This window comes from Cellulomonas sp. APG4 (assembly GCF_009996735.1).
In the GTDB taxonomy this organism is placed as follows: domain Bacteria; phylum Actinomycetota; class Actinomycetes; order Actinomycetales; family Cellulomonadaceae; genus Actinotalea.
Map to the genome: position 1 here is coordinate 42,899 of NZ_JAACYI010000014.1, position 20,807 is coordinate 63,705.

Here is a 20,807-nt window from a genome sequence, read left to right on the forward strand (position 1 = left end):
TGCGCCGGGGGATGGGCGATGGGGGCGGGGGCTGGCGGCCGCCGTGGGGTGCCGCGCGGAGGGGGCCGTGCGAGGGTGAGGTGATGCGACGTTCCATGCGGATCCTGCTGACCGGGCTCGTCGTCGGGGCCACCGCCGCGTGTGCGGGTGGCACCCCCGAGGCTCCGGAGACCACGACCCCGACCATCTCCGAGCCGGATGAGACGCAGCCGGTCGAGACCTCTGAGCCGGAGCCCGAGCCGAGCGCCGAGGTGCCCGACGACGTGACCGAGGACGTCCTGCTGCCCGCGGAGGCGCTCGGCACCGCGGACGAGCCGCGCGAGGTCGACGACGCCGTCGGGCCCTGGCAGCTGCCGCAGGCATGCGAGCCGGTGACCCCGGACGCCTCGGCGATGCTCACCCTCACGCAGGGGACCGGGGAGTTCGAGATGGCCGTGGGGCTGCACCAGGTGGCCGTCTTCCCGGACGCCGACGCCGCGGTCGAGGCGGCCGACGCCCTCGTGGCCGAGCTCACCCGGTGCGCCGAGGCCGGCGCGGACGGCGGGATCCTGGTGCTCGAGGAGATCCCGGTGGGTGCCCAGGGCCACGGTCTCGCCATCGACTACTACGGGGCCTCGGCCGACGGCGACCTCGACACCGCGATCGGCCGCTACCTCGCGCTCACCCGCCGCGGCGCGGCCGTGACGCTCACCGGGACGCTCGGTGGCGAGGCGAACGTGGCCGCCGCGCGCGAGGAGGTCGTCGGTTGGGCGCAGCAGGCCTGGGAGCTGCTCTGCGCCCACGACGTGGACGGCTGCTGACCCGTTCGAGCGACGCGGGTTCGCCTCGAGGAGGACACTGGAGGTGGGCCGGCGGCCCGACGGCGGCCGTCGCGCGTGCGAGAGGTGGTCGGCATGGACGCGGAGCAGCTCCACAAGATCGAGAGCGCGCAGGGGTTCGTCGCCGCGCTGGACCAGAGCGGTGGCAGCACACCCAAGGCGCTGCGCCTGTACGGCCTGGGCGAGGACGCCTACGCCGACGAGGCGCAGATGTTCGACCTGATCCACACGATGCGCGCGCGGATCATGACCAGCCCGACGTTCACGGGCGAGCGCATCCTCGCGACGATCCTGTTCGAGCAGACGATGGAGCGCGACGTCGGCGGCAAGGGGACGGCCGAGTACCTGTGGCAGGACAAGGGGATCGTCCCCGTGGTCAAGGTCGACAAGGGACTGGCCGACGAGGCCGACGGCGTGCGGCTGATGAAGCCGATGCCGGCCCTCGACGGCCTGCTCGAGCGCGCGCTCGGCCACGGGGTGTTCGGCACCAAGATGCGCTCGGTGGTGCTGCGGGCGCACGAGGCCGGGATCGAGGCGAACGTCGCCCAGCAGTTCGACGTCGCACGGCGCATCCTCGCGGCGGGGCTGGTGCCGATCATCGAGCCCGAGGTCGACATCCGCAGCCCCGAGAAGACCGCGGCCGAGGAGCTCGTGACCGCGGCGATCCTGGCGCACCTCGACGCCCTGGGCAACGGCGAGCGCGTCATGCTCAAGCTCACGCTCCCCGAGCAGGACGACCTGTACGCGCCCCTGGTCGCGCACCCGCACGTGCTGCGGGTCGTGGCGCTCTCGGGTGGCTACTCGCGCGAGGAGGCGAACGCGCGGCTGGCGCGGCAGCACGGCGTCGTCGCGAGCTTCTCGCGCGCCCTCACCGAGGGTCTGACGGCGCAGCAGACCGACGCCGAGTTCGACGCGACCCTCGACGCCGCCATCCAGTCGATCTACGACGCGTCCCTGACCTGATCCCGGCCGGCCACGACATTGGCCGGCCAGGCCGTACATCGACAGCGGGGCCGTACATGCGCATGTACGCCCTCGCGGCAGATGTACGGCCTCGCGAACGACGGCGCCGCCGCGTCCGTCGTCGACGGCCCGGAGCGGAGGGCGGCCTAGCGCCGTCCTGGTGTGTGCGCGGCTACGCTCGTCGTCGCGCCGGGGCGGGCCCGGCACCGAGGAGGGGCCGTGGGGCACCGGATCTTCGCGACACCGTTCGCCGCGATCTACCCGCACTACGTCGCCAAGGCCGAGCGCAAGGGCCACACGAAGGCAGAGGTGGACCAGGTCATCGCCTGGCTGACCGGCTACGACGAGGCCGGCCTCGAGCAGGTGCTGAAGGCCGAGACCGACCTCGAGACCTTCTTCGCCGAGGCACCCGCGATGAACCCGAACGCGCACCTCATCACCGGGGTGATCTGCGGTCACCGCGTCGAGGAGATCGAGGATCCCCTCATGCAGCAGATCCGCTGGATGGACAAGCTCGTGGACGAGGTCGCGCGAGGCAAGAAGATGTCGTCGATCCTGCGGGCCTGAGCGCGCGGCTGCGGGCGCAGGCGCCCGGGCCTCCCGGGTCACATACTGGGTCGATGGTGAGCCAGCGGGGGAGGACGGCGGCGCTGCTGGCGATCGTGGCGCCGCTCGCTGCGGGGTGCGGCGCGCCCGAGCCGACACCCTTGGCGACGTCGGTGCCGATCCCGTCCGTCCGGGCCTCCGCCCCCGCGGTGACGCCGCGCGCGACACCAGAGCCCACGGCGAGCCCGGCCGCGGCCCCCGAAGCCGCCGAGCCGGTGACGCCACGCTTCGAGGCGGGCATCCAGCAGATCGGCCCGGAGCTGGAGCAGCGCATGTCGGCGTCCTGGCGTCCTGGGTGTCCCGTCCCGCTCGGCGACCTGAGGTACCTGACCTTGACGCACCACAGGTTCTCCGGCGACGTCGCGACGGGTGAGCTGGTGGTGCACGCCGATCTGGCCGAGGGAATGGTCGAGGTGTTCCGCATGCTGTTCGAGGTCGGCTACCCGATCGAGAGCATGCGTCTGGTCGACGACTTCGGCGCGGACGACAACGCGTCGATGGCCGCCAACAACACCTCGGCCTTCAACTGCCGCGCGATCACGGGTGGTAGCAGCTGGTCGGAGCACGCCTACGGGCGGGCGATCGACCTCAACCCCGTCCACAACCCGTACGTCCGGGGGACCGCGGTCTACCCGCCGGCGGGGGCGGAGTACGCGGGACGCCCCGACGTGCCCGGCGTGCTGCATGCCGACGACGAGGTGGTTGCCGCGTTCGCAGCCGAGGGGTGGCAGTGGGGCGGCCTGTGGACCAGCCCGATCGACTACCAGCACTTCTCGACCACGGGGCGCTGACTCCGCGCGGCGCCGAACGTTCAGGCTGCCCGGCGTCGGGCGAGGGTGGCACCGGCGTCCACGGCGGCCTGTTCCGCCTCGGCGCGCATGCGCTGGGCCAGGTCGCTGAACTCGTTCAGGGCCGGGTTCACGCCGACCAGGGTGAACTCGCGCTCGACGACCGTCAGGTCTGCGCCCCACACGTCCGCGAGGATCCTTCGCAGGTATGCCGTGTTGTGGTCCCAGCCCTCGCGCGGGGTCCCCGGGCCGTACGCGCCTCCGCGGGTGGTGACGAGCACGGTCGGTGTGCCCTCGAGGAGGGGCGTGCCGGTGGGCGCGCCCGCGATCGCGAGGTCGATCCAGGTCTTGACGTGCTGGGAGACGCCCCAGTTGTAGAGCGGCAGGGCGAGCACCGCGCTCGAGGCCTGCCGGAGCTCGTCGGCGAGGCCGGCGGCGATCGCGACGGCCTCTCGCTGCTCGGGCGTGCGGTCGTCCTCTGCCGTGAACCCGCCGGAGATCGCGTTCGCCCAGGTCTCCGCCGCCAGCGGCTGCTGCGCCAGGTGCCGCGTCACCACCGGGAGGTCGGGCTGCGACGCGCGGGCCTGGTCGAGCACGAGGTCGGCGAGCGCGCTGCTGGCGGAGCGCGCCCCCTGGATGCTGGAGTCGACGCGGAGCAGGTACATGGGATCTCCCGGGTAGGTGCGACTTGAACGTTCAAGCAATTTAGGGTGCACGACTTGAACATTCAAGCGACGAGTACCATGGCGCCTGTGACGTCCGACACGAACCGCGCAGTGCCAGCACCGGCCGACGAGGTCCGGTGGCTGTCCGCGGAGCAGCTGCGCAACTGGCGTGACCTCATGGAGATGCTCTCGTTCCTCCCCGCGGCGTTGGACTCCCAGCTCAAGCACGACGCCGGTCTCAACGGGTTCGAGTACCACGTGCTCGCCGCGCTCTCGGAGGCCCCGGGCGGCGAGCTCGGGCTCAGCACGCTCGCCGAGATGTCGCGAGGGTCGCTCTCGCGCCTGTCGCATGCGGTCACCCGGCTCGAGCGCGCCGGCTGGGTGGAACGTCGCCGCCTCTCGGATGAGGCCGGCCGGCGCGGCGTCGCTGTGCTCACCGAGGCCGGGCAGGCCAAGCTCGAGGAGACCGCTCCGGGTCACGTGCGTGAGGTACGCCGCCTCGTCGTCGACGTGCTGACTCCCGAGCAGCTCACCTCGATCGCCGGGTCCGCGCGAGAGATCACCGCGGCGATCCTCGCGGACCCGCCGGCGGAGTGCACCGAGGGCTGCGTCGAGCCGCCGGACTGTTGAGGGCGGTCCGGTGCTGCCGTCGTTCACCGGGCCCGTCCGGTGGCCCCTGGGCGGGCTCGCGCTCGCCGACGACGTCGCGTCGCTCCTCGAGCTCGAGGCCGCGGAGTTCGCGGCCGTGCTCGGTACCCCCGTCCACATCGATCTCGATGGCGCCGACGACGGCGGTCCGGACACCTGGGCGGTGCGGGTGGACCCGCACGTCGCCGCGGCGACCCTCGAGGCGGAGGCCCGGTCGCGCAGGCTCGTGCTCGCGCTGCCCACGCCGTCGGACCTCCTCGACGGCGTGAACCTGCTCCACAGCCTCGCCCACGCCCCGACCGCCGTCGTGCAGGACGTCGAGGCAGCGACGTATGCCGAGACGGCCGACCGGATCCGGGCCGAGCTCGCCCACGTCTACCCGTACGCGGAGCTGCGGGGCCTCGACCTGGTCCGCGTCGCCGAGCGGTACGACCACCTGCGCGGCCTCGAGGGAGTGGAGTTCTGGGACGAGGCGGCGCGGTGGGTTGCCGAGCTGGGTGACGCGCACACGCAGCTGATCACGCCGGGGCCTCGGTTCCATCCGCCGTACGTCGCGCAGATGCGAGCCGACGGCGCGGTGCTGCTCGAGGTCCCCGACGACACCGCGGCCTGGGCGGCGGGCGTCCGGCCGGGTCATGTGCTCACCGTCGCCGACCCAGGTGCCTGGCTGGCGCGCACCGGCGCGTCCCCGCACCAGCACGCGCTCGTGGCAGGACGGCGGTTCCTGGCGGCCGAGGGCGCCGCCCGCCGCTTCGAGGCTTATGGGCCCGACGGCGTCCGCCGCGCATGGACCGAGGAGCGCCGGGCCCGGCCGAGCGTGGTCGCCCGCGGCAACCAGGTGCACATCCGGTCGTTCGCCCCTGAGGTGCCGAACCGCCTCCGCGAGGCACTCGCCCGCGCGAACCCGGACGAGGAGCTGGTGCTCGACCTGCGGGGCAACGTCGGGGGGTCCCTCGTGGCCGCCGCCGAGGCTCGCCGGCTCTTCGTGCGACGGGCCGCGACCTTCGGTTCGATCGCGTTCACCACGGGCCGGGGGACGCTCGCCCCGGCGCAGCCGCTCACGATCCGGCCCGACGACGAACCGTGGCCGGGGCGGGTGCGCGTGCTCGTCGACGCGCTCACCTACTCGGCCGCCGAGGACTTCCTGCACCCGCTGGTCGGGCTGCCGCACGTCGAGGTCGTCGGGGGACCGACCGGCGGGGGCTCGGGGAGGCCGCACACCCGCCTGCTCAAGGACGGTGTGCGGCTCTCCGTGAGCACCGCGATCACGTTCACCCGCGACGGTCGTCCGATCGAGTTCCGCGGCATCAGCGGCTGCAGTCGCTGAGACGACGCAGCAAGGTGCTGCCGGAGGGCGTACGGGGCATCCGAAAGGTCGTTCTTGCGGGGGATGGGCTACCCCCGCGATCGCGGGACGATCGGGGCATGAGCGGCACCACGGGCACAAAGGGCGCGACGTCGGACGGGGGTGCGCCCCGTGTCCCACCGCGGTGGTTCGTGCGCACGGCGTGGCGCGTCCACCGCGCGCTTCACCGGCTCAGCGGCGGACGCTTCTTGTGGACCACCGAGAGCAAGCGAGGGTGGGGGACGCTGCGTCTGACCACCGTGGGACGTCGTTCCGGTCAGGAGCGGAGCGTGATCCTCGGGTACCTCGAGGACGGTCCGAACCTCGTGACGCTCGCGATGAACGGCTGGCAGGAGGGCCACCCCGCGTGGTGGGTGAACCTGCGGGAGCGGCCGGAGGCGATGGTGCGCCTTGCGGATGGTGAGCCGCGCCGGTACCGCGCGAGGGCCGCCGTCGGCGCGGAGCGCGACTGCTTGTGGGGCCGCTGGACCGCGGTCAACGGCGACCTCGACGGCTACGCCGCGCAGCGCACGACGACGGCGCCGGTGGTGGTGCTCGAGCCCGTGTCCGGCTGCGCTGCGGCGCACCCGACCGATGGCGCTGGCCGATGAGTTCGCGCCGCACGGGCTGTCTACCGTGACGCAGCAGTCCGTAGTCACGCGCTTGGGAAGGATCACCCTCGATGTCGATGACCCGTGTGCAGAACTTCTCGCTCTCCCTCGACGGCTTCGCCACCGGCGAGGGGCTCCGCCTCGAGGAACCGTTCGGCCACGCCGGGCACCGGCTGCACGAGTGGATGGTCGCGACCCGCGCGGGCGGCGAGATGTTCGGGCGGGAGGGCGGTACCCGAGGCGTCGACGACGCGTTCGTGCGGCTCTTCGACGTGGGTGTGGGCGCCGAGATCATGGGTGCGGGGAAGTTCGGCCCGCCCGGGTGGCAGGACGACCCTGCCTGGCGGGGCTGGTGGGGACCCAACCCGCCGTTTCACACACCTGTGTTCGTGCTGACCCACCGGCCGCGGGCATCCGTCGAGATGGAGGGCGGCACGACGTTCCACTTCGTCGACCGCCCGCCCGCCGAGGCGCTCGACCTGGCCCGCGAGGCCGCGGACGGGCACGACGTGCGCATCGGCGGAGGCCCGACGACGGTCCGCGCGTTCCTGGCCGCCGGGCTCGTGGACCACCTGCACGCCGTCGTCGTGCCGATCGTGCTCGGTCGGGGCGTGCGCCTGTGGGACGGGCTCGAGGGGCTCGAGCAGCAGTACGACGTCGAGGCCGTCACGTCACCCGGTGGCGTGGTCCACCTGACGTTCTCGCGCGCCGCCTGAGACGGCGAGACCCGCCCGCGCGTGTCTGCCGTCGACGCGCCGCGGCTCGGTGTGCGGCCATCGCTGCCATGATCACCTCGGTGGATCGGACGGCGGGGGGACGTGTGGCGGTGGACGATGCCGAGCTCGACGTGCACGAGAGCGCGATCGGAGCCGCGAACGCGGTGCTCGCCCGCTACTGGCCCGAGGAGTCAGTCCCGCTCGACGCCGAGCTGCTCGCAGCACGGATGGGCATCGACGTCGTGCTCGGAACGCCGGCGCGCGACGCCGCCGTCGTCGCCGTGCGCGACGAGCGCGGTGCGCGGGTGGTGATCGCAGCTCACCTGCACCCGTCCGTCCGGTCGGCGCTGCTGGTCCGGGCGATCGGCCACCTGAGTCGGCCGGACGTACCAGCGGCATCGGAGAACGTCACGGACGCGTTCACCCTGAGCTTCCGGCGGGCGTTGCTCGTGCCCGAGCACGTGCTCGACACCTTGCGGCGGTCCGGCCTGTCATGGCCGCAGATCGACGCGCACCTCGGTGTCGACCGAGGCACGGCCCTCGAGCAGTGGGGTCTCTACGCGGCCCTGTGGCGAACGTTCCAGCGCACGAACGTCGGCGGTGCCCAGCCGCCCTGGCGCGTCGCGGCGCTGCGTCGCGAACCACCCCGCCCCCGTGCGGTCAGCCCTGCGGAACGCGAGCGGCGCTACCTGCTGGAGTCGGTCGCCGCGGCCGTCCGGCAGGTCATCGCGCGCGGTGGGACGACCGCCGTCCCGCGTCGCCCGGTCCCCGTCGACGTCGAGCTGAGTGCCGGCGTCGAGGCCTACCTGCGTCGCCCGCTCCGCGTCACGAGCGAGAGGCGGGACGACGTCGGCCGCGTGGCGGTGCGCCGTTCCCCTGAACAGCTGCTCGCCGAGGTCACGGCCGTGGTCGCCGAGCTGGGCCGGATCCCCTTGGGCGCCGCACGCGGCGACTACTCCGCGGAGATCCGGCTCGTGGGTGCCCACGTCGACAGACGGCACCCTGAGCTCAGCCGTGAGGCGCGCAGCGCCCTGGTCAACGACTGGGCGTTCGCGAACCGCTGAGCCCGCGCGGAACGATCGCGGCGAGGAGGTCCTCCGCCGGGGTGCTCGAGGGCCGGTCGCTCACCTGTCCGTCGCCCAGCTCGACCACGCGCCACGCGCCGTCGTCGCGCAGCACCACGTCGAGGGTGACGAACGCGAGCCCGAGCCTGGCGACCAGCGGCGCGACGGCCGTGAGGGCCGGGGCCGGCGGCACGTCCGACGGGGTGTCCGGGTGGGCGGTGACGAGCCTGCACTCGCCGTCGACCCACCACGTCCGTGCCTCGGCCGAGACGAACCGTTCGAACCGCCGCAGCACGAGACCGCCCACCAGGTCGTCGCCGCGCAGCTCGAGGAACTTCGCAGCGACTGCGCGCGCGGTCGGGACGTCCGCGACGTCGGGGACGTACGCGGCCTCGTCCCAGTGGTGCTTGAGGGACCTGGTGAAGTCGCGCAGCACGGCCGCACCCGAGCCCAGATCGCGGCAGCAGCGCTCGAACGCGTCGAGATCCGGCCCGTCGGTCCACACGGACTCGGGGGTGACGTCCGCGAGCGCCGTGGCCCAGCCGGGCAGCTCATGGGCCGCACGGAAGTGCTCGACCGACGTGCGCAGCCGGACGTCGCGTCGCCCCAGCTGCTCCTCGAGCCGGGCGTACTGCTCCGAACGCAGCATCCAGCCCCGGTACACGGCGTCGTCCGAAGGCCCCGGAAGGCGGACGACGGCGTCCTCCCAGCGGCCGGCCGCGAGCGCGTCGTGGTCCACCAGCCCGACGGCGTGCCCCGCGGCACGCGCGGCGACGCCCTCGGCACGGAAGTGCTCATCGGCACGTCGAGGATCGAGCGGATCGGCGGGGAGCAGCAGCAGCAGCATGCGCCGATCCTCGCCCAGATCCCTGCGTGCCTCGCAGTCGTCCACAGGCCCCACGCGGACGCTGTTCGGCTCGTCGCGGAAGCCGGGCGACAGCCTCGGCCGAGCGACACAGCGCGCCCCACGCCATCCTCCCGCCAGGGCGCCGCGCAGGTGGACCTCATCCCCGGCGCGCCGTGTGCCGATGCCCTCAGGGAGCCCTCTCAGCCCCCCACCCGAGGAGCCGCGTCGATGGCACGCCCGGCGAGTCCCACCGTTCGAAGCCAGACACGCGCGCTCGCGGTGATCTGCGCGCTGACGGGGATGATCTCGCTCGCCGCGGTCGTCCTGCCCTACAGCCCGACCTCCCCGCTGGCGTACTGGGGGAGCGCGGGGGGCGTGCTGCTCGCCGTGGCGACCGCGCTGCTCGTCGGCCAGGAACGCATCCGTCCCTGGCACCTGCATGCCGCGCTCGTGCTGCTGACCCTCGCGGTCACGGCAGGGGTGGCGCTGTCGACCACGCCGTCGGGTGTCGTGATGACGGCCATCTGCTTCCTCTGGATCGCGGCCTACAGCGCCGTGCAGCACTCACCGCGGGTGCTCGCGCGGTACCTGGTGGCGATCGCCGTCGGGTTGGCCGTGGCTCTCGGGTACGCCGACGCCTTCTCACCTGTGCTGACGTGGCTCCTCGTGGTCGGGACGTACGCCGCCGTCGCGGTCGTGCTGAACCGGACGGTCCAGGCGCTGCGGCGCGAGGCCTCGACGGACCCGCTGACGGGGACCCTCAACCGCCGCGCCTTCACGGGCGCCGTCGAGCTCGCGATCCGGCGCGCACGTCGCACCGGCGGCACCGTCGCGCTCGCGACCATCGACCTCGACGACTTCAAGGCCGTCAACGACGTCCACGGCCACGCAGCCGGTGATGCCGTGCTCGTGGACCTCACCCGTGCGTGGCAGCAGACGCTGCCGCCCGAGGGGTCACTCGGCCGGCTCGGCGGGGACGAGTTCGCCATCCTGCTGCCACAGGCCACCGCCGACGACGCCCGAGTGGCGCTGGCAGCTCTGGCTGCGGAACCCTGCGGCTGGTCGGCAGGCGTCGCGCAGTGGGACGGCCACGACGTGACTGCCCTGCTCCATGCAGCCGACGTCGACCTGTACGCGGCGAAGGTCTCCCGCGGCTGACACTCTCGGGCCATCGGGGTCCGGCGCCGACCGATAACGTGCGGCTCATGCGATTCGACCTCGAGGCCGTGCTCTTCGACATCGACGGAACGCTGGTCGACTCCACTCCCGCGGTCGAGCGGACGTGGCGCACGTGGGCGTCACGACGCGACGTCGACGCGGCCGAGGTCTTGCGCGTGTGCCACGGCAGGCGAACCCAGGACACCGTCGCGCTCTTCGTCCCTCCCGAGCAGCGGGCGGAGGCCGTCCTCGAGCTCGAGCGACTCGAGCTCGAGGACCTGGACGACGTCGTCGCGCTGCCCGCGGCAGGTTCTCTGCTGGCTCGGCTGCCTGCTGATCGGTGGGCGGCCGTGACGTCCGGGTCGCAGCGGCTGATGCGTGCGCGCCTCGCCGCCGCCGGGCTGCCCGTGCCACGGGTCCTGATCGCGGCCGAGGACGTCACCGCCGGCAAGCCGGACCCGGACGGGTACCTGAAGGCGGCCGCCGCCCTCGGCGTCGACCCGCGACGGTGCCTCGTGGTCGAGGACGCGCCCGTGGGCGTCCGCGCCGGCAAGGCCGCCGGTGCGCGGACGCTCGCCGTCACCACGTCGCACGACGCCGCCGAGCTCGGCGAAGCGGACGCGATAGCGCCGGACCTGGCCTCCGTGACCGTGGCGCCGGCACAAGGCGGGCTCGTCGCGACGGTCCGCTGACGGGCTGGACGACGCCGTGTACCGGCGGTCTGGCCTTGACGGGCAGCACGAAGGCCGCCGCCCTGGTGGGCGACGGCCTTCGCGATGGGGTGGAGGTGGCGGGAATCGAACCCGCGTCCGATGGCAGTGAAACAGGTCTTCTCCGGGCGCAGCTTGCTACGAGTTTCTCGGCCCCAGCGATCACGCAAGCAAGTCGCTGACAGGCCCAGTCGTCTGAAAGTCCCCCCAACCCCGACGACGAGGGTTGGGAGCAGTGGCTCTCTAGATGACGCCAGACACTGAGTCGAGAGCTAGCTCAGGCTGACGGACTTCGGGACTCGCTCAGGCGGCGAGTGCGAAGTCGGTGCGCTTGGAATCGGCACCTATGGGTTTGCGGGGAGCGTTAACGAGATAACCCCACATCCTCGGCCCGCTTCTCCTGGAACGACGGCCACCGTCGAAACCGATCACCCCCTGTGCAGTTGTCAACCACCCGCCGCAGCACCGTGGCGCCTCGGACGAGCAGGTCAAGCATACGTCCCAACGGAGCCGCACTCCCACCTATTCCCGCAGGCCGTCGCGGCACGGACGGGCAGGTCAGGAGGCCGACTTCACCTGGTACAGGTCGTCGTCGGCCCTGGAGAACCACTCGTCGAACGGTTCGCCCCGCCAGGTCGCCATGCCGGCGGACCACGAGCAGAGCTCGTCGCTCAGGCGGCCGACGACGGCGGTGGCCGTCGCGCGGTCGGCGCGGGGGAGGAGGAGCGTGAACTCGTCCCCTCCGAATCTCCCCAGCACGTCCTCCGCGCGCAGGTCGCCGCGCCAGCTGCGCGCCAGGCCACGCAGCACGTCGTCGCCCGTGGCGTGGCCGCGCTCGTCGTTGATGAGCTTGAAGTCGTCGAGGTCGAGCACCACGAGCGTCAGCGGCGCACCGGTGCGCCGCGCCCGGGCCATCTCGAGCTCCGCGACGGTGCGGAACGCCCGTCGGGACAGCGCGCCGGTGAGGGCGTCGGTGGTCGCCTCCTGGCGCAGGCGGACCACCCGGTGGTTGAGCACCACGGCAACAGAGCAGAACGTCGCGGACAGGAAGAACCACGACTGCACGGGGGACGGAGCCCCGGACCACCACAGCCCTAGGCCGAGGCCGACGACGATCCCGTAGAGGTAGCGGACCATCACGCGCGTGCGGTGGTGCAGCGCGCTGAACAGGGCCACCCACAGGAACGAGACGGACGTGATCAGCGTGCCGCTCGGTGTGGTCGACGCCCCGACGCACGCGGCGATCGCGACGGTCGCGATGCCCAGCGCGGTGTGGATGTGCGCGGCGCGTGCGCTGTCGGCGATCGTCCACAGGCCGCCGGCGAGGGCGAGCGCGAGGACCGCGAAGCCGATGCCGAGCGTGCGCGGCGCGGTGGGGCTGAACGGGAAGACCACCGTGGTGCCGACCACGCCTGCGGTCACGAGGCAGGCGAGGGCCAGCGTGCGGGCCTCTTCTCGCCGACCTGCGGTGCCGTGGGCACGGGGCATCGCCACACCTCCGGGGGATTCGTCGCCCACGTCGTCATCGGCAGCCGGGCTCCGAGGCGAGACCCTAGCGAAGGATGATCTTGCTCACGTCCACGCCAGGTCCCGCGTGTCGCTCACACCCCGGGGAGTGGTGCAGGCACCGGGCCGGTCGTCGCGATCGACCTCACCACGTGCCTCCGCCGCCTCCGCTCACGCCGCCGCCGGAGAACGTCGAGCCGCCCGAGCCCGACGAGCCGGGGGTGGGCGCAGAGATCGCGCTGTCGGCCATCGCCGTGAAGCCGGTGAGGTCGCGCGTGAACGCGCCGGCGTCGTGCCAGAACCCGCCGTGCAGGTAGGCCGCGCCCACGTACCAGGTGGGCTCGGGCATCGCCTGGCCGCGCGCCGCGAGATCGGCGAAGACCTTTGCCCACCGCTCGGCAAGGCCGAAGGCGATCGCGAACGGGAGGTACCGGCTGAACAGGTCCTCACCCTCCTCGAACCGGATCTGGTCCGCCTCTGCCGTCTCGAGGTACTGACGGAAACCCTGCGCCTGCACCAGCACGGCGGTGCCGGCAGCGGTGCGGGCGGGGGCCATGCCCGTGAGCGCCGCCGCGACGATCCCCACGGCGACGACGGCCACCCCGGTGAGCGCCCACGTGGTCCACACGGCGAGCACGACGGTCGTCACGACGCCGAGGGCGATGAGACCGGCTGCGGCGAGCCCCCAGGTGGTACGCACGTGCTTGGGGTTCGAGCGGAACCAGCCCTGCGTGGTCACGTCGTCGTACAACGCGTCCTGCACCTTCGCCATGGACGCTGCGAAGGTCGTGCGCAGGTCCGACAGTGCGATCACGTCGCGGCCCTCGAACAGCTCGTCGAGCAGCAGCCGCTCGAAGGCGAGGAGGCCGGCCTGGTCCGTGCCGCCCAGCAGCACGAGCCGCCAGTCACCCCCGCTGCCGTCCTCCTCGGGTGACTCGACCTGCTCGATGCGCAGGTAGCCGCGCACGGCGAGGTCGACGAGCGTCGCGGTCACGTCGTGCGGGTCGGCCACCTCGTCGACGAGCGTGCCCAGCTGGCCGGGGCGCAGCCCGTCGGGCGGTGTGAACCGCACCGGGACGGGGGCCTTCGTGCGCGGACCGACGTCGGCCTGCTGCCCCGGCACCGGAGCGAGGCCCGGCGTGAGCCCGCGGAACTCCTCGTCCTGGCCTCGCCGTCGGGCACGACGCACGACGGCGGCCGTGCCGCCCAGGCCGAGCACCGCCGCGAGGGCGAGCGGTCCTGGCTCGGTCGCGAACGCCTGTCCTGCCGTCCAGCGGTCCTGGAGCAGGGGAGCGGCGTCGGCGAACGTCCCCGCGGGGTAGGTGACCCGCACCGTCATGGGCTCGCCGGCGTCGAGCTCGTCCTGGGTGAACTCGGCAGTGGTCCCGGCGTGGTCGGCGTCGGTGCACGGTTCGTCCCCCTCGGAGACCACGCACTCCGCACCGGTCGCGTCGACCGGGCCGATCACGGTCACCCGCACGTCCTCCAGCGGGACCTGCCACGCCGAGCCGATCGCGTTGAGGTACAGCTCGTCCTCGTCGAGGCGCGGGAAGTGCTCGGTCGAGCTGACCCAGCCCTCGACCTCGTAGGTGACGCGGTAGGAGTGCACGCCCGTGAAGTCGTCGCGGTCCTCGTCGCCGATGCGGACCTCGAGGTACGCGCCCTCCTCGCTGGTCTCGACGGCCGTCTCGGCGCCCGTGCTGCTGGTCACGAAGAAGTCCGTCATGCGGTAGACGCGGTCCGTCGGCTCCTCGGCCTCGACGGGCTGCTTCACGAGGTACCACAGCACGGGGCCGCGGTTGGGGTCGTTGCCGAAGTCGACGTCGAGCTCGAGGGTCACGCCTGCGTGCCCGTCCGGCCGCAGCTCGATCGTCTGGTCGTAGCGGACGATGCGGTCTTCCGGGTCCGACGACGCGTCGGCCGGCGTCGCGAGCAGCAGCGGGACGCCGATGAGGACGGCGGCGACCACGAGCGCGCAGCGCAGCGGGGCGAGTCGCTCACGCAGACGAGCCCCGCGGGGCGCCGGGGTGCAGCAGCTCATCGCTGACGACGCAGGCTCATCGCCGCCTGGGCCTCGCGGTTCTCCTGGCGCTCACGCAGCGTGTGTCGCTTGTCGTACTCCTTCTTGCCGCGAGCGAGTGCGATCTCGACCTTGGCCCGGCCGTCCACGAAGTACAGCGCGAGCGGCACGATCGTGCGGCCCTTGGCCTGCGACTCGCGCTCGAGCTCGTCGATCTGACGCCGGTGCAGCAGCAGCTTGCGCTTGCGCCGCGGTGCGTGGTTGGTCCACGTGCCCTCGGTGTACTCGGGGATGTGCACGCCCTCGAGCCAGGCCTCGCCGCGGTCCACCGACGCGAAGCCGTCGACGAGAGAGGCGCGACCGGCGCGCAGCGCCTTGACCTCGGTACCGGTCAGGACGAGGCCGGCCTCGTACGTCTCGTCGATGTGGTAGTCGTGCCGGGCCTTCTTGTTGCTCGCGACGAGCTTGCGCCCCGAGGTGTCCTTGGCCATGTCCCCAGGCTAGGGGATCGGTGCGACAGGGCCGGTCAGAAATACCCCATCGGGTTGACCGTGGCCCCGTTGCGGTAGACCTCGAAGTGCAGGTGGCACGCCGTCGAGGTGCCCGTGGTACCGGAGTAGCCGACCACCTGGCCTCGGCTCACCGACTGCCCCGCGCGCACCGCGAACCGGGACAGGTGGTTGTAGCTCGTCATGAGCGACTTCCCGGCCGAGTAGCCGTGGTCCAGCATCACCTGGTTGCCGTACCCGCCCCGGCCGGTGGCCCACACGACGGTGCCGGGTGCGGCCGCCAGGATCGCCGTGCCGCAGTAGGCGCGGAAGTCCGTGCCCGCGTGGAGCTTGCGGTACCCGTACACCGGGTGGATCCGGTACCCGTACGACGACGTGATGACCCAGGGGTTGAGCGGGGTCGGGTTGGTGAGCTTGCCGGCGGCGGGCGCCGACGAGCCGCCACCGCCTCCACCGCTCGAGCCGCCGTTGTTCTTGGCGGCTTCCTCCTGGCGGCGCCGCTCCTCCTCCTCGGCCTTCTTGCGCGCGGCTTCCTGGCGTGCGATGACGTCCTTGAGGTCGGCCTCGAGCTGCTCCTGCTGCTGCTCGAGCTCGGCCTGCTTGGCCAGGTGCGCGGCCTTCTGGTCCTCGATCGCGACGAGCTTGGCCTGCTGCTGCGCCTGGAGGTCCTCGAGCGCGTTCTTGGCGTCCTCCGCGGCCTGCCGCGCCTGCTCGGCCTCGACGACCTTCGCGTCGGCCTCGGTCTTCAGGCGGTCGATCTCCTCGCGCACCGCGGTGAGCCGTGCCTGCCGGTTGCGGTTGACGCCCGTGAGCTGCTCGAGGTCACGCAGGGCCTGGGTCTGGGTGCGCAGCGCGGTCGACGCGAGCGCGCTCTCCTCGACGAACTCCTCGGTGGTCGACGCGTCGAGCACCGCCGCGAGGGACGACGTCGTCATCTCGCCCTTGTAGGCCTCACGCGCCACCTGCCCGACGGCGGACCGCAGCTCCTCGGCGCGCGCGGTGTCCGTGGAGATGTCCTCGGTGATCGTGGCCTCCTCGCCCTGCGCCACCTCGAGGCGGTCGGCGAGCAGCTGGGCCTCGATCTGGAGCTGGGCCAGCCTGTCCTCGGCGGCCGTGAGCTCGGCCTCGGCGACGGGGATCTGCGCCTGGACCTCCTCGAGCTCGGCCTGGGTCTGCAGCAGCGCGGCGTCGGTGCTCTCGAGGTCCGCGTGGACGTCCTCGAGCGCCTCCTGGTTGTTCTGGGCGCGCTGCTCGGCCCGCCGCCGCTCGTCGTCGAGGTTGCCAGCGACGGCGGGGCTGACGGCTCCCGCGGCCATCAGCGCGGCCAGGAGGGTCGCGACCAGGGCGGTGGCACGGCGGCGGGGGGAGGGGCGAGTCATCTCAGACCTTCGTGTAGCGGCTCAGGGTGACGACGCTCGAGATCGCGGCGAGCACGATCGCGACGGCGACGAGCAGGGGGGCGAGCGTCCAGACGGCCTCGGAGCCCACCCACGGGATGAACTCGAGCGAGCCGGCGAGCCAGTCCTCGACGAGGTAGCGCATGCCGAACCACAGGCCGCCGACCGCGAGGCCCGCGCCGATGGTCGCCGCAATGGCCCCCTCGAGCATGAACGGGAGCTGGATGAACAGGTTGGACGCCCCGACCAGGCGCATGATGCCGGTCTCGCGCCGCCTGCTCATCGCCGAGAGGCGGATCGTCGTGGTGATCAGCAGCACCGCGGCGAGCAGCATCACACCCGCGAGCCCTGCCGAGACGAGGCTGAGCCGGTTCATCGCGAGGATGATCGGCTCGATCAGGCGCTTCTGGTCGAAGACCTCCTCGACGCCCTGCCGCCCGGTGAAGTGGTCGTCGACCACCTGGTACTGCTCGGGATTCACGAGCGCGACGCGCAGCGAGGCCTGCATCTGGTCGGCCGTGACGCCGCGCGCCCACTCCTCGTCGGCGAACCGCTCCTGGAACGAGGCGAAGGCCTGCTCCTTGGTCTCGACGTAGTACTGCTCGACGTACGGCTCCATCGCCTCGCCCTCGAGCTCGGCGACCAGGGCGTCCATCTGCTCCTCGCTCACCTCGCCCGCGGCGCACGTGGGGACGTCGGAGTCCTGCGGGCACAGGTAGATCGAGACCTCGACGCGGTCGTACCACTCGTCGGTGGTCTGCCCGATCTGGATCTGCAGCAGGCCCGCGGCACCCACGAACGTGAGCGACACGAAGGTCACGAGGATCACGGAGATCGTCATCGCGAGGTTGCGACGCAGGCCGATGCCGATCTCGGCGAGGATGAACTGGAGGCGCACGGTCCCGGCCCCCTCAGCGCGTCGAGCCGTAGACGCCGCGCGACTGGTCGCGCACCATCCGGCCGTTCTCGAGCTCGACCACACGCTTGCGCATCTGGTCGACGATCTCGTCGTCGTGCGTGGCCATGACCACGGTGGTGCCGGTCCGGTTGATGCGGTCGAGCAGGCGCATGATCCCCACGGAGGTGGTCGGGTCGAGGTTGCCGGTGGGCTCGTCGGCGAGCAGGATCGCGGGCCGGTTGACGAAGGCACGCGCGATCGCGACGCGTTGCTGCTCACCGCCCGAGAGCTCGTGCGGGCGACGCTTCTCCTTGCCGCCCAGGCCCACGAGCTCGAGCGTGTCCGGCACGGTGGTCAGGATGTGGTGGCGGGGCTTGCCGATCACCTGGAGGGCGAACGCGACGTTCTCGAAGACGGTCTTGTTGGGCAGCAGGCGGAAGTCCTGGAACACCGCGCCGATCTGCCGGCGCAGGTGCGGCACCTTCCACGTCGAGAGGCTGCCGAGGTCGCGGCCGGCGACGAACACGCGGCCCGCCGACGGGCGTTCCTCGCGCAGCGCGAGGCGCAGGAAGGTGGACTTGCCCGAGCCCGACGCGCCGACGAGGAAGACGAACTCGCCGCGCTCGACCTCGAGGTCCACGCCGTCGAGCGCTGGCCGGGCACCGCGGGCGTAGACCTTGGTGACGTTCTCGAAGCGGATCACGAGGGTCCTCAGGGTCGACGACGGCGCCGTGCGGCGCCGGGGGCAGGCGTCACCCCGCGGCGAGCGTAAGCAGTGCGCGCCGTCGGCCCCGCCCCAACACGCCGCACGCCCGTAGCCCGGCGCGGCCCGGCGCCCCTCAACCCGGACAACCCGGACACGCCCGCCGTGCCCACCCCGCCTGCCCGGCCCCACCCCCTCCCTGCCCGGCCCCACCCCCCTCCCTGCCCGGCCCCACCCCCTTCGCGAGATCGTGACACTTGCGGCGACCTCGTCAGCGGCAGGAGCGATCTCGGCACAAGAGTCACGATCCCGGGGAATGGGGGTGGCGGGGGCTGGGGGGCGGGCAGGGGGTGGAGGGTGGTTGGGTGGAGGGAGGCGAGAGAGAGGGTCGCGATGGTGCCGTCGACGGAGCACTACCTGAGGTTCGAGCGCGTCGTGGGGGTCGAACGTACGCCGTCCGGCGTGCTGGTGGACCTGGGGCGCGAGCGCATGCGGGTGGACGTGGTGCGCGACGACGTCGTGCGGTTCATGGCGAGCCGTGGCGGCCGGTTCGACGAGGCGCCCACGCACGCGGTGTGCGTGGACCCGCTCGGGCTCGAGGTGCCGTTCGAGGTCGAGGAGGACGACGACGCCGTCCGCGTTCGTACCGCGGGCCTGGTCGCCACGGTGCACCTCGACCCGTTCCGCCTCGACGTGCACCGGCCCGACGGCAGCCCCGTGGTCGAGACCGCGCAGGACGCGGACGGGCGCTGGTGGCCCTACGCGGTGCTCAACGACTCTTTCGTGCTGCGCAGACGCTCGCGGCCCGACGACGCGCTGCTGGGCCTGGGCGAGAAGACGGGCACCTTCGAGCGTGGCGGGCGCGACTTCGCCCTGTGGAACTCCGACGTGCTGGACCAGGACGCCTCGGCGCGCTTCCACGGTCACCGGCCCGAGGGCGACCCGCGGACGGACCCCACGAGCACCGAGTTCGACCCGTACTACATGTCGATTCCGCTGCTGCACCACCAGCGCTGGCCGGGCGGGGCGGTGAGCGCCTCGTTCGTCGACAACGGCTACCGGCTCGACTACGACCTCACGGACCCGCGCGAGATCGTGGTACACGGCGCGGGCGGGCACTGGTGCGAGTACGTCATCGCCGGCCCCGCGATGCGGGACGTGATCGAGGCGTACACCTGGCTCACCGGGCGTGCCGCGCTCCCGCCGCTGTGGGCGCTGGGCTACCACCAGTCCCGCTGGCATGCGTACACCCAGCCGCAGGTCGAGGCCCTCGCGCAGCGCCACCGCGAGCTCGAGGTGCCGTGCGACGGCATCTGGCTCGACATCGAGTACATGGACGGCTTCCGCGTCTTCACGTGGGACGAGCACAAGTTCCCGGACCCGCCGGGCATGCTCGAACGTCTGCGTGAGCAGGGGTTCCGTGTGGTGACGATCATCGACCCGGGCGTCAAGCACGATCCGGGCTACGCCGTGTTCGACGACGCCGTGGCGCAGGACGTGCTGTGCCGCACCGAGAGCGGCGACCTGTACGTGGGTCAGGTGTGGCCGGGCGACACGGTCTTCCCGGACTTCGCGACGCCCGAGGCGCGCGCGTGGTGGGGCCGGCTCAACACCGAGCACGTGCGCTCGGGTGTCGCGGGCATCTGGAACGACATGAACGAGCCGGCCACGGGCCGCATCCCGCCCGACGCGATGCGGTTCGACCACGGCGCCGCGAGCCACGAGCGGTTCCACAACCAGTACGCGCTGCTCATGGCGATGGGCACGGTCGAGGGCCTGCGGGCCGAGATGCCGGAGCTGCGCACGTTCGTGCTGAGCCGCGCGGGCTCACCGGGCATCCAGCGCTACGCGGCCAACTGGATGGGCGACAACCTCTCGCGCTGGGACCACCTCGCGCTGAGCATGCCGATGGCCGCGGGCCTGGGGATCTCGGGTCAGCCGTTCGTGGGTGCGGACGTGGGCGGGTTCTTCGGCAGCTCGAACGCCGAGCTGTTCGTGCGCTGGATGCAGTACGGCGCGCTCACGCCGTTCTTCCGCAACCACTCCGCGATCGGCAACGTGGACCAGTACGCGTGGGCGTTCGGCGACGTCGTCCTCGGGCTGGTGCGCGAGGCCGTGCGGCTGCGCTACCGGCTCATGCCCTACCTGTACGCGGCGTTCGTCGAGGCCACGCGCACGGGCCTGCCGGTGCAGCGCCCGCTGGTGCTCGAGTTCCAGGGCGACCCGCTGGTGCGGGGGCGCGACGACCAGTTCCTCCTGGGCCGTGACCTGCTGGTGGCGCCCGTGACCGCGCAGGGCATGACCTCTCGGCAGGTCTACCTGCCGCCGGGGGACTGGTTCGACCTGCACACGGACGAGCGGCTCGCGGGTGGCCGGTTCGTGGTCGCACCCACGCCCATGGATCGCATCCCGATCTTCGTGCGCGCCGGTGCGGTGATCCCGCAGTGGCCCGAGGCGCCGGCGTCCACCGACGGCTACCGGCCCTCGGTGCTCGAGCTGCACGTCTACCCGCCCGCGGACGGCGACGGCGTCACGTCGACGTTCCAGGAGGACGACGGCGTCACGACGGCGGCCGAGCGCGGTGCGTTGCGTCGCACGACGGTCGAGGTGCGTCGCGACGGGACGCGGCTGGTGCTGCGGGCCGAGGTCGAGGGCGACGGGTTCGACGGTGACAGGCGCACCGGTACGCGCGTGGTGGTGCACGGGGTGGACGTGCGCGGTGCCGTGCTCGACGGTGACGCGGTGGCGGTCGGTGCGGGGGCGCTCGCGGTGCCGCACGCGGGTGGCTTCGAGCTGGTGCTCGAGACCGACTGAGTCCCGCGGGCGCGGCGCTTC

General features: G+C 72.6%; 20 protein-coding genes and 1 other RNA gene. 12 read left to right on the forward strand and 9 right to left on the reverse strand.

Translation table 11 applies throughout. The features are described from left to right. Window positions 1-83: 83 nt before the first annotated feature. From GXB85_RS11405 to GXB85_RS11420, 4 genes are all read left to right on the forward strand, one after another. Window positions 84-800, forward strand: a complete 717-nt coding sequence (locus tag GXB85_RS11405; RefSeq protein WP_161917783.1) for a hypothetical protein — start codon at window positions 84-86, stop codon at window positions 798-800. Between the two features lie 93 nt (window positions 801-893). Continuing rightward, complete coding sequence (locus GXB85_RS11410) at window positions 894-1,781, forward strand: fructose bisphosphate aldolase (RefSeq protein ID WP_161917784.1); 888 nt, start codon at window positions 894-896, stop codon at window positions 1,779-1,781. A gap of 219 nt (window positions 1,782-2,000) precedes the next feature. Next, window positions 2,001-2,348: a DUF2200 domain-containing protein gene (locus GXB85_RS11415; RefSeq protein ID WP_161917785.1), complete on the forward strand. Its 348-nt coding sequence runs from the start codon at window positions 2,001-2,003 to the stop codon at window positions 2,346-2,348. 53 nt (window positions 2,349-2,401) lie between these two features. Then, on the forward strand, window positions 2,402-3,178 hold the full coding sequence (locus GXB85_RS11420; RefSeq protein WP_237728204.1) for a M15 family metallopeptidase: 777 nt from the start codon (window positions 2,402-2,404) through the stop codon (window positions 3,176-3,178). A 20-nt stretch (window positions 3,179-3,198) separates the two neighbouring features. On the opposite strand, the gene GXB85_RS11425 is transcribed toward GXB85_RS11420, so the two are convergent. Further along, window positions 3,199-3,840: an FMN-dependent NADH-azoreductase gene (locus GXB85_RS11425; protein WP_161917786.1), complete on the reverse strand. Its 642-nt coding sequence runs from the start codon at window positions 3,838-3,840 to the stop codon at window positions 3,199-3,201. 87 nt (window positions 3,841-3,927) lie between these two features. On the opposite strand from GXB85_RS11425, the gene GXB85_RS11430 reads away from it, so the two are divergent. The 5 genes from GXB85_RS11430 to GXB85_RS11450 all read left to right on the forward strand — a co-directional run bounded on the left by GXB85_RS11430 (window position 3,928) and on the right by GXB85_RS11450 (window position 8,224). Continuing rightward, window positions 3,928-4,470 carry a MarR family winged helix-turn-helix transcriptional regulator gene (locus tag GXB85_RS11430; protein WP_370524187.1) on the forward strand — a complete coding sequence of 181 codons (543 nt, stop codon included), beginning with the start codon at window positions 3,928-3,930 and terminating at the stop codon, window positions 4,468-4,470. A gap of 10 nt (window positions 4,471-4,480) precedes the next feature. Then, the gene (locus GXB85_RS11435; protein ID WP_161917788.1) at window positions 4,481-5,815 is read left to right on the forward strand and encodes a S41 family peptidase; all 1,335 of its coding nucleotides are present in this window, start codon (window positions 4,481-4,483) and stop codon (window positions 5,813-5,815) included. Window positions 5,816-5,913: 98 nt separating this feature from the next. After that, on the forward strand, window positions 5,914-6,444 hold the full coding sequence (locus GXB85_RS11440) for a nitroreductase/quinone reductase family protein (RefSeq protein ID WP_161917789.1): 531 nt from the start codon (window positions 5,914-5,916) through the stop codon (window positions 6,442-6,444). Window positions 6,445-6,515: 71 nt separating this feature from the next. Further along, the gene (locus GXB85_RS11445) at window positions 6,516-7,160 is read left to right on the forward strand and encodes a dihydrofolate reductase family protein (RefSeq protein WP_161917790.1); all 645 of its coding nucleotides are present in this window, start codon (window positions 6,516-6,518) and stop codon (window positions 7,158-7,160) included. Between the two features lie 110 nt (window positions 7,161-7,270). Further along, on the forward strand, window positions 7,271-8,224 hold the full coding sequence (locus GXB85_RS11450) for a hypothetical protein (RefSeq protein ID WP_161917791.1): 954 nt from the start codon (window positions 7,271-7,273) through the stop codon (window positions 8,222-8,224). Here GXB85_RS11450 and GXB85_RS11455 read toward each other — a convergent pair. Beyond that, entirely contained in the window at window positions 8,196-9,071 is an 876-nt protein-coding gene (locus GXB85_RS11455; RefSeq protein ID WP_161917792.1) for an ATP-grasp domain-containing protein, read from the reverse strand. The two genes, GXB85_RS11450 and GXB85_RS11455, sit on opposite strands and share 29 nt — an antisense overlap. A gap of 228 nt (window positions 9,072-9,299) precedes the next feature. Here GXB85_RS11455 and GXB85_RS11460 point away from each other — a divergent pair, with 228 nt between their 5' ends. Together GXB85_RS11460 and GXB85_RS11465 are read left to right on the forward strand one after the other, a co-directional pair. Next, entirely contained in the window at window positions 9,300-10,229 is a 930-nt protein-coding gene (locus GXB85_RS11460; protein ID WP_161917793.1) for a GGDEF domain-containing protein, read from the forward strand. A gap of 47 nt (window positions 10,230-10,276) precedes the next feature. After that, window positions 10,277-10,921 (forward strand): HAD-IA family hydrolase, encoded by a 645-nt coding sequence (locus GXB85_RS11465; protein WP_161917794.1) that lies wholly within the window; start codon window positions 10,277-10,279, stop codon window positions 10,919-10,921. Window positions 10,922-11,008: 87 nt separating this feature from the next. Here GXB85_RS11465 and ssrA read toward each other — a convergent pair. The 7 genes from ssrA to ftsE all read right to left on the reverse strand — a co-directional run bounded on the left by ssrA (window position 11,009) and on the right by ftsE (window position 17,972). Further along, window positions 11,009-11,375, reverse strand: a transfer-messenger RNA (tmRNA) gene (ssrA, locus tag GXB85_RS11470). A 122-nt stretch (window positions 11,376-11,497) separates the two neighbouring features. Beyond that, window positions 11,498-12,427, reverse strand: coding sequence for a GGDEF domain-containing protein (locus tag GXB85_RS11475; protein WP_161917795.1), 930 nt, complete (start codon window positions 12,425-12,427; stop codon window positions 11,498-11,500). Window positions 12,428-12,590: 163 nt separating this feature from the next. Further along, a complete protein-coding gene (locus tag GXB85_RS11480; protein ID WP_161917796.1) occupies window positions 12,591-14,486 on the reverse strand; it encodes a DUF2207 domain-containing protein in 1,896 nt (631 codons plus the stop codon). Further along, window positions 14,483-14,956, reverse strand: coding sequence for an SsrA-binding protein SmpB (gene smpB, locus GXB85_RS11485; protein WP_161917797.1), 474 nt, complete (start codon window positions 14,954-14,956; stop codon window positions 14,483-14,485). The genes GXB85_RS11480 and smpB overlap by 4 nt, the downstream gene beginning before the upstream one ends. A 35-nt stretch (window positions 14,957-14,991) precedes the next feature. Beyond that, a complete protein-coding gene (locus GXB85_RS11490; protein ID WP_161917798.1) occupies window positions 14,992-16,353 on the reverse strand; it encodes a M23 family metallopeptidase in 1,362 nt (453 codons plus the stop codon). A 1-nt stretch (window position 16,354) separates the two neighbouring features. After that, the gene (gene ftsX / locus GXB85_RS11495) at window positions 16,355-17,269 is read right to left on the reverse strand and encodes a permease-like cell division protein FtsX (RefSeq protein WP_161917799.1); all 915 of its coding nucleotides are present in this window, start codon (window positions 17,267-17,269) and stop codon (window positions 16,355-16,357) included. A gap of 13 nt (window positions 17,270-17,282) precedes the next feature. Further along, on the reverse strand, window positions 17,283-17,972 hold the full coding sequence (gene ftsE, locus GXB85_RS11500; RefSeq protein WP_161917800.1) for a cell division ATP-binding protein FtsE: 690 nt from the start codon (window positions 17,970-17,972) through the stop codon (window positions 17,283-17,285). 393 nt (window positions 17,973-18,365) lie between these two features. Here ftsE and GXB85_RS11505 point away from each other — a divergent pair, with 393 nt between their 5' ends. Further along, a complete protein-coding gene (locus GXB85_RS11505) occupies window positions 18,366-20,786 on the forward strand; it encodes a TIM-barrel domain-containing protein (RefSeq protein WP_161917801.1) in 2,421 nt (806 codons plus the stop codon). The last annotated feature ends 21 nt before the right edge of the window (window positions 20,787-20,807 follow it).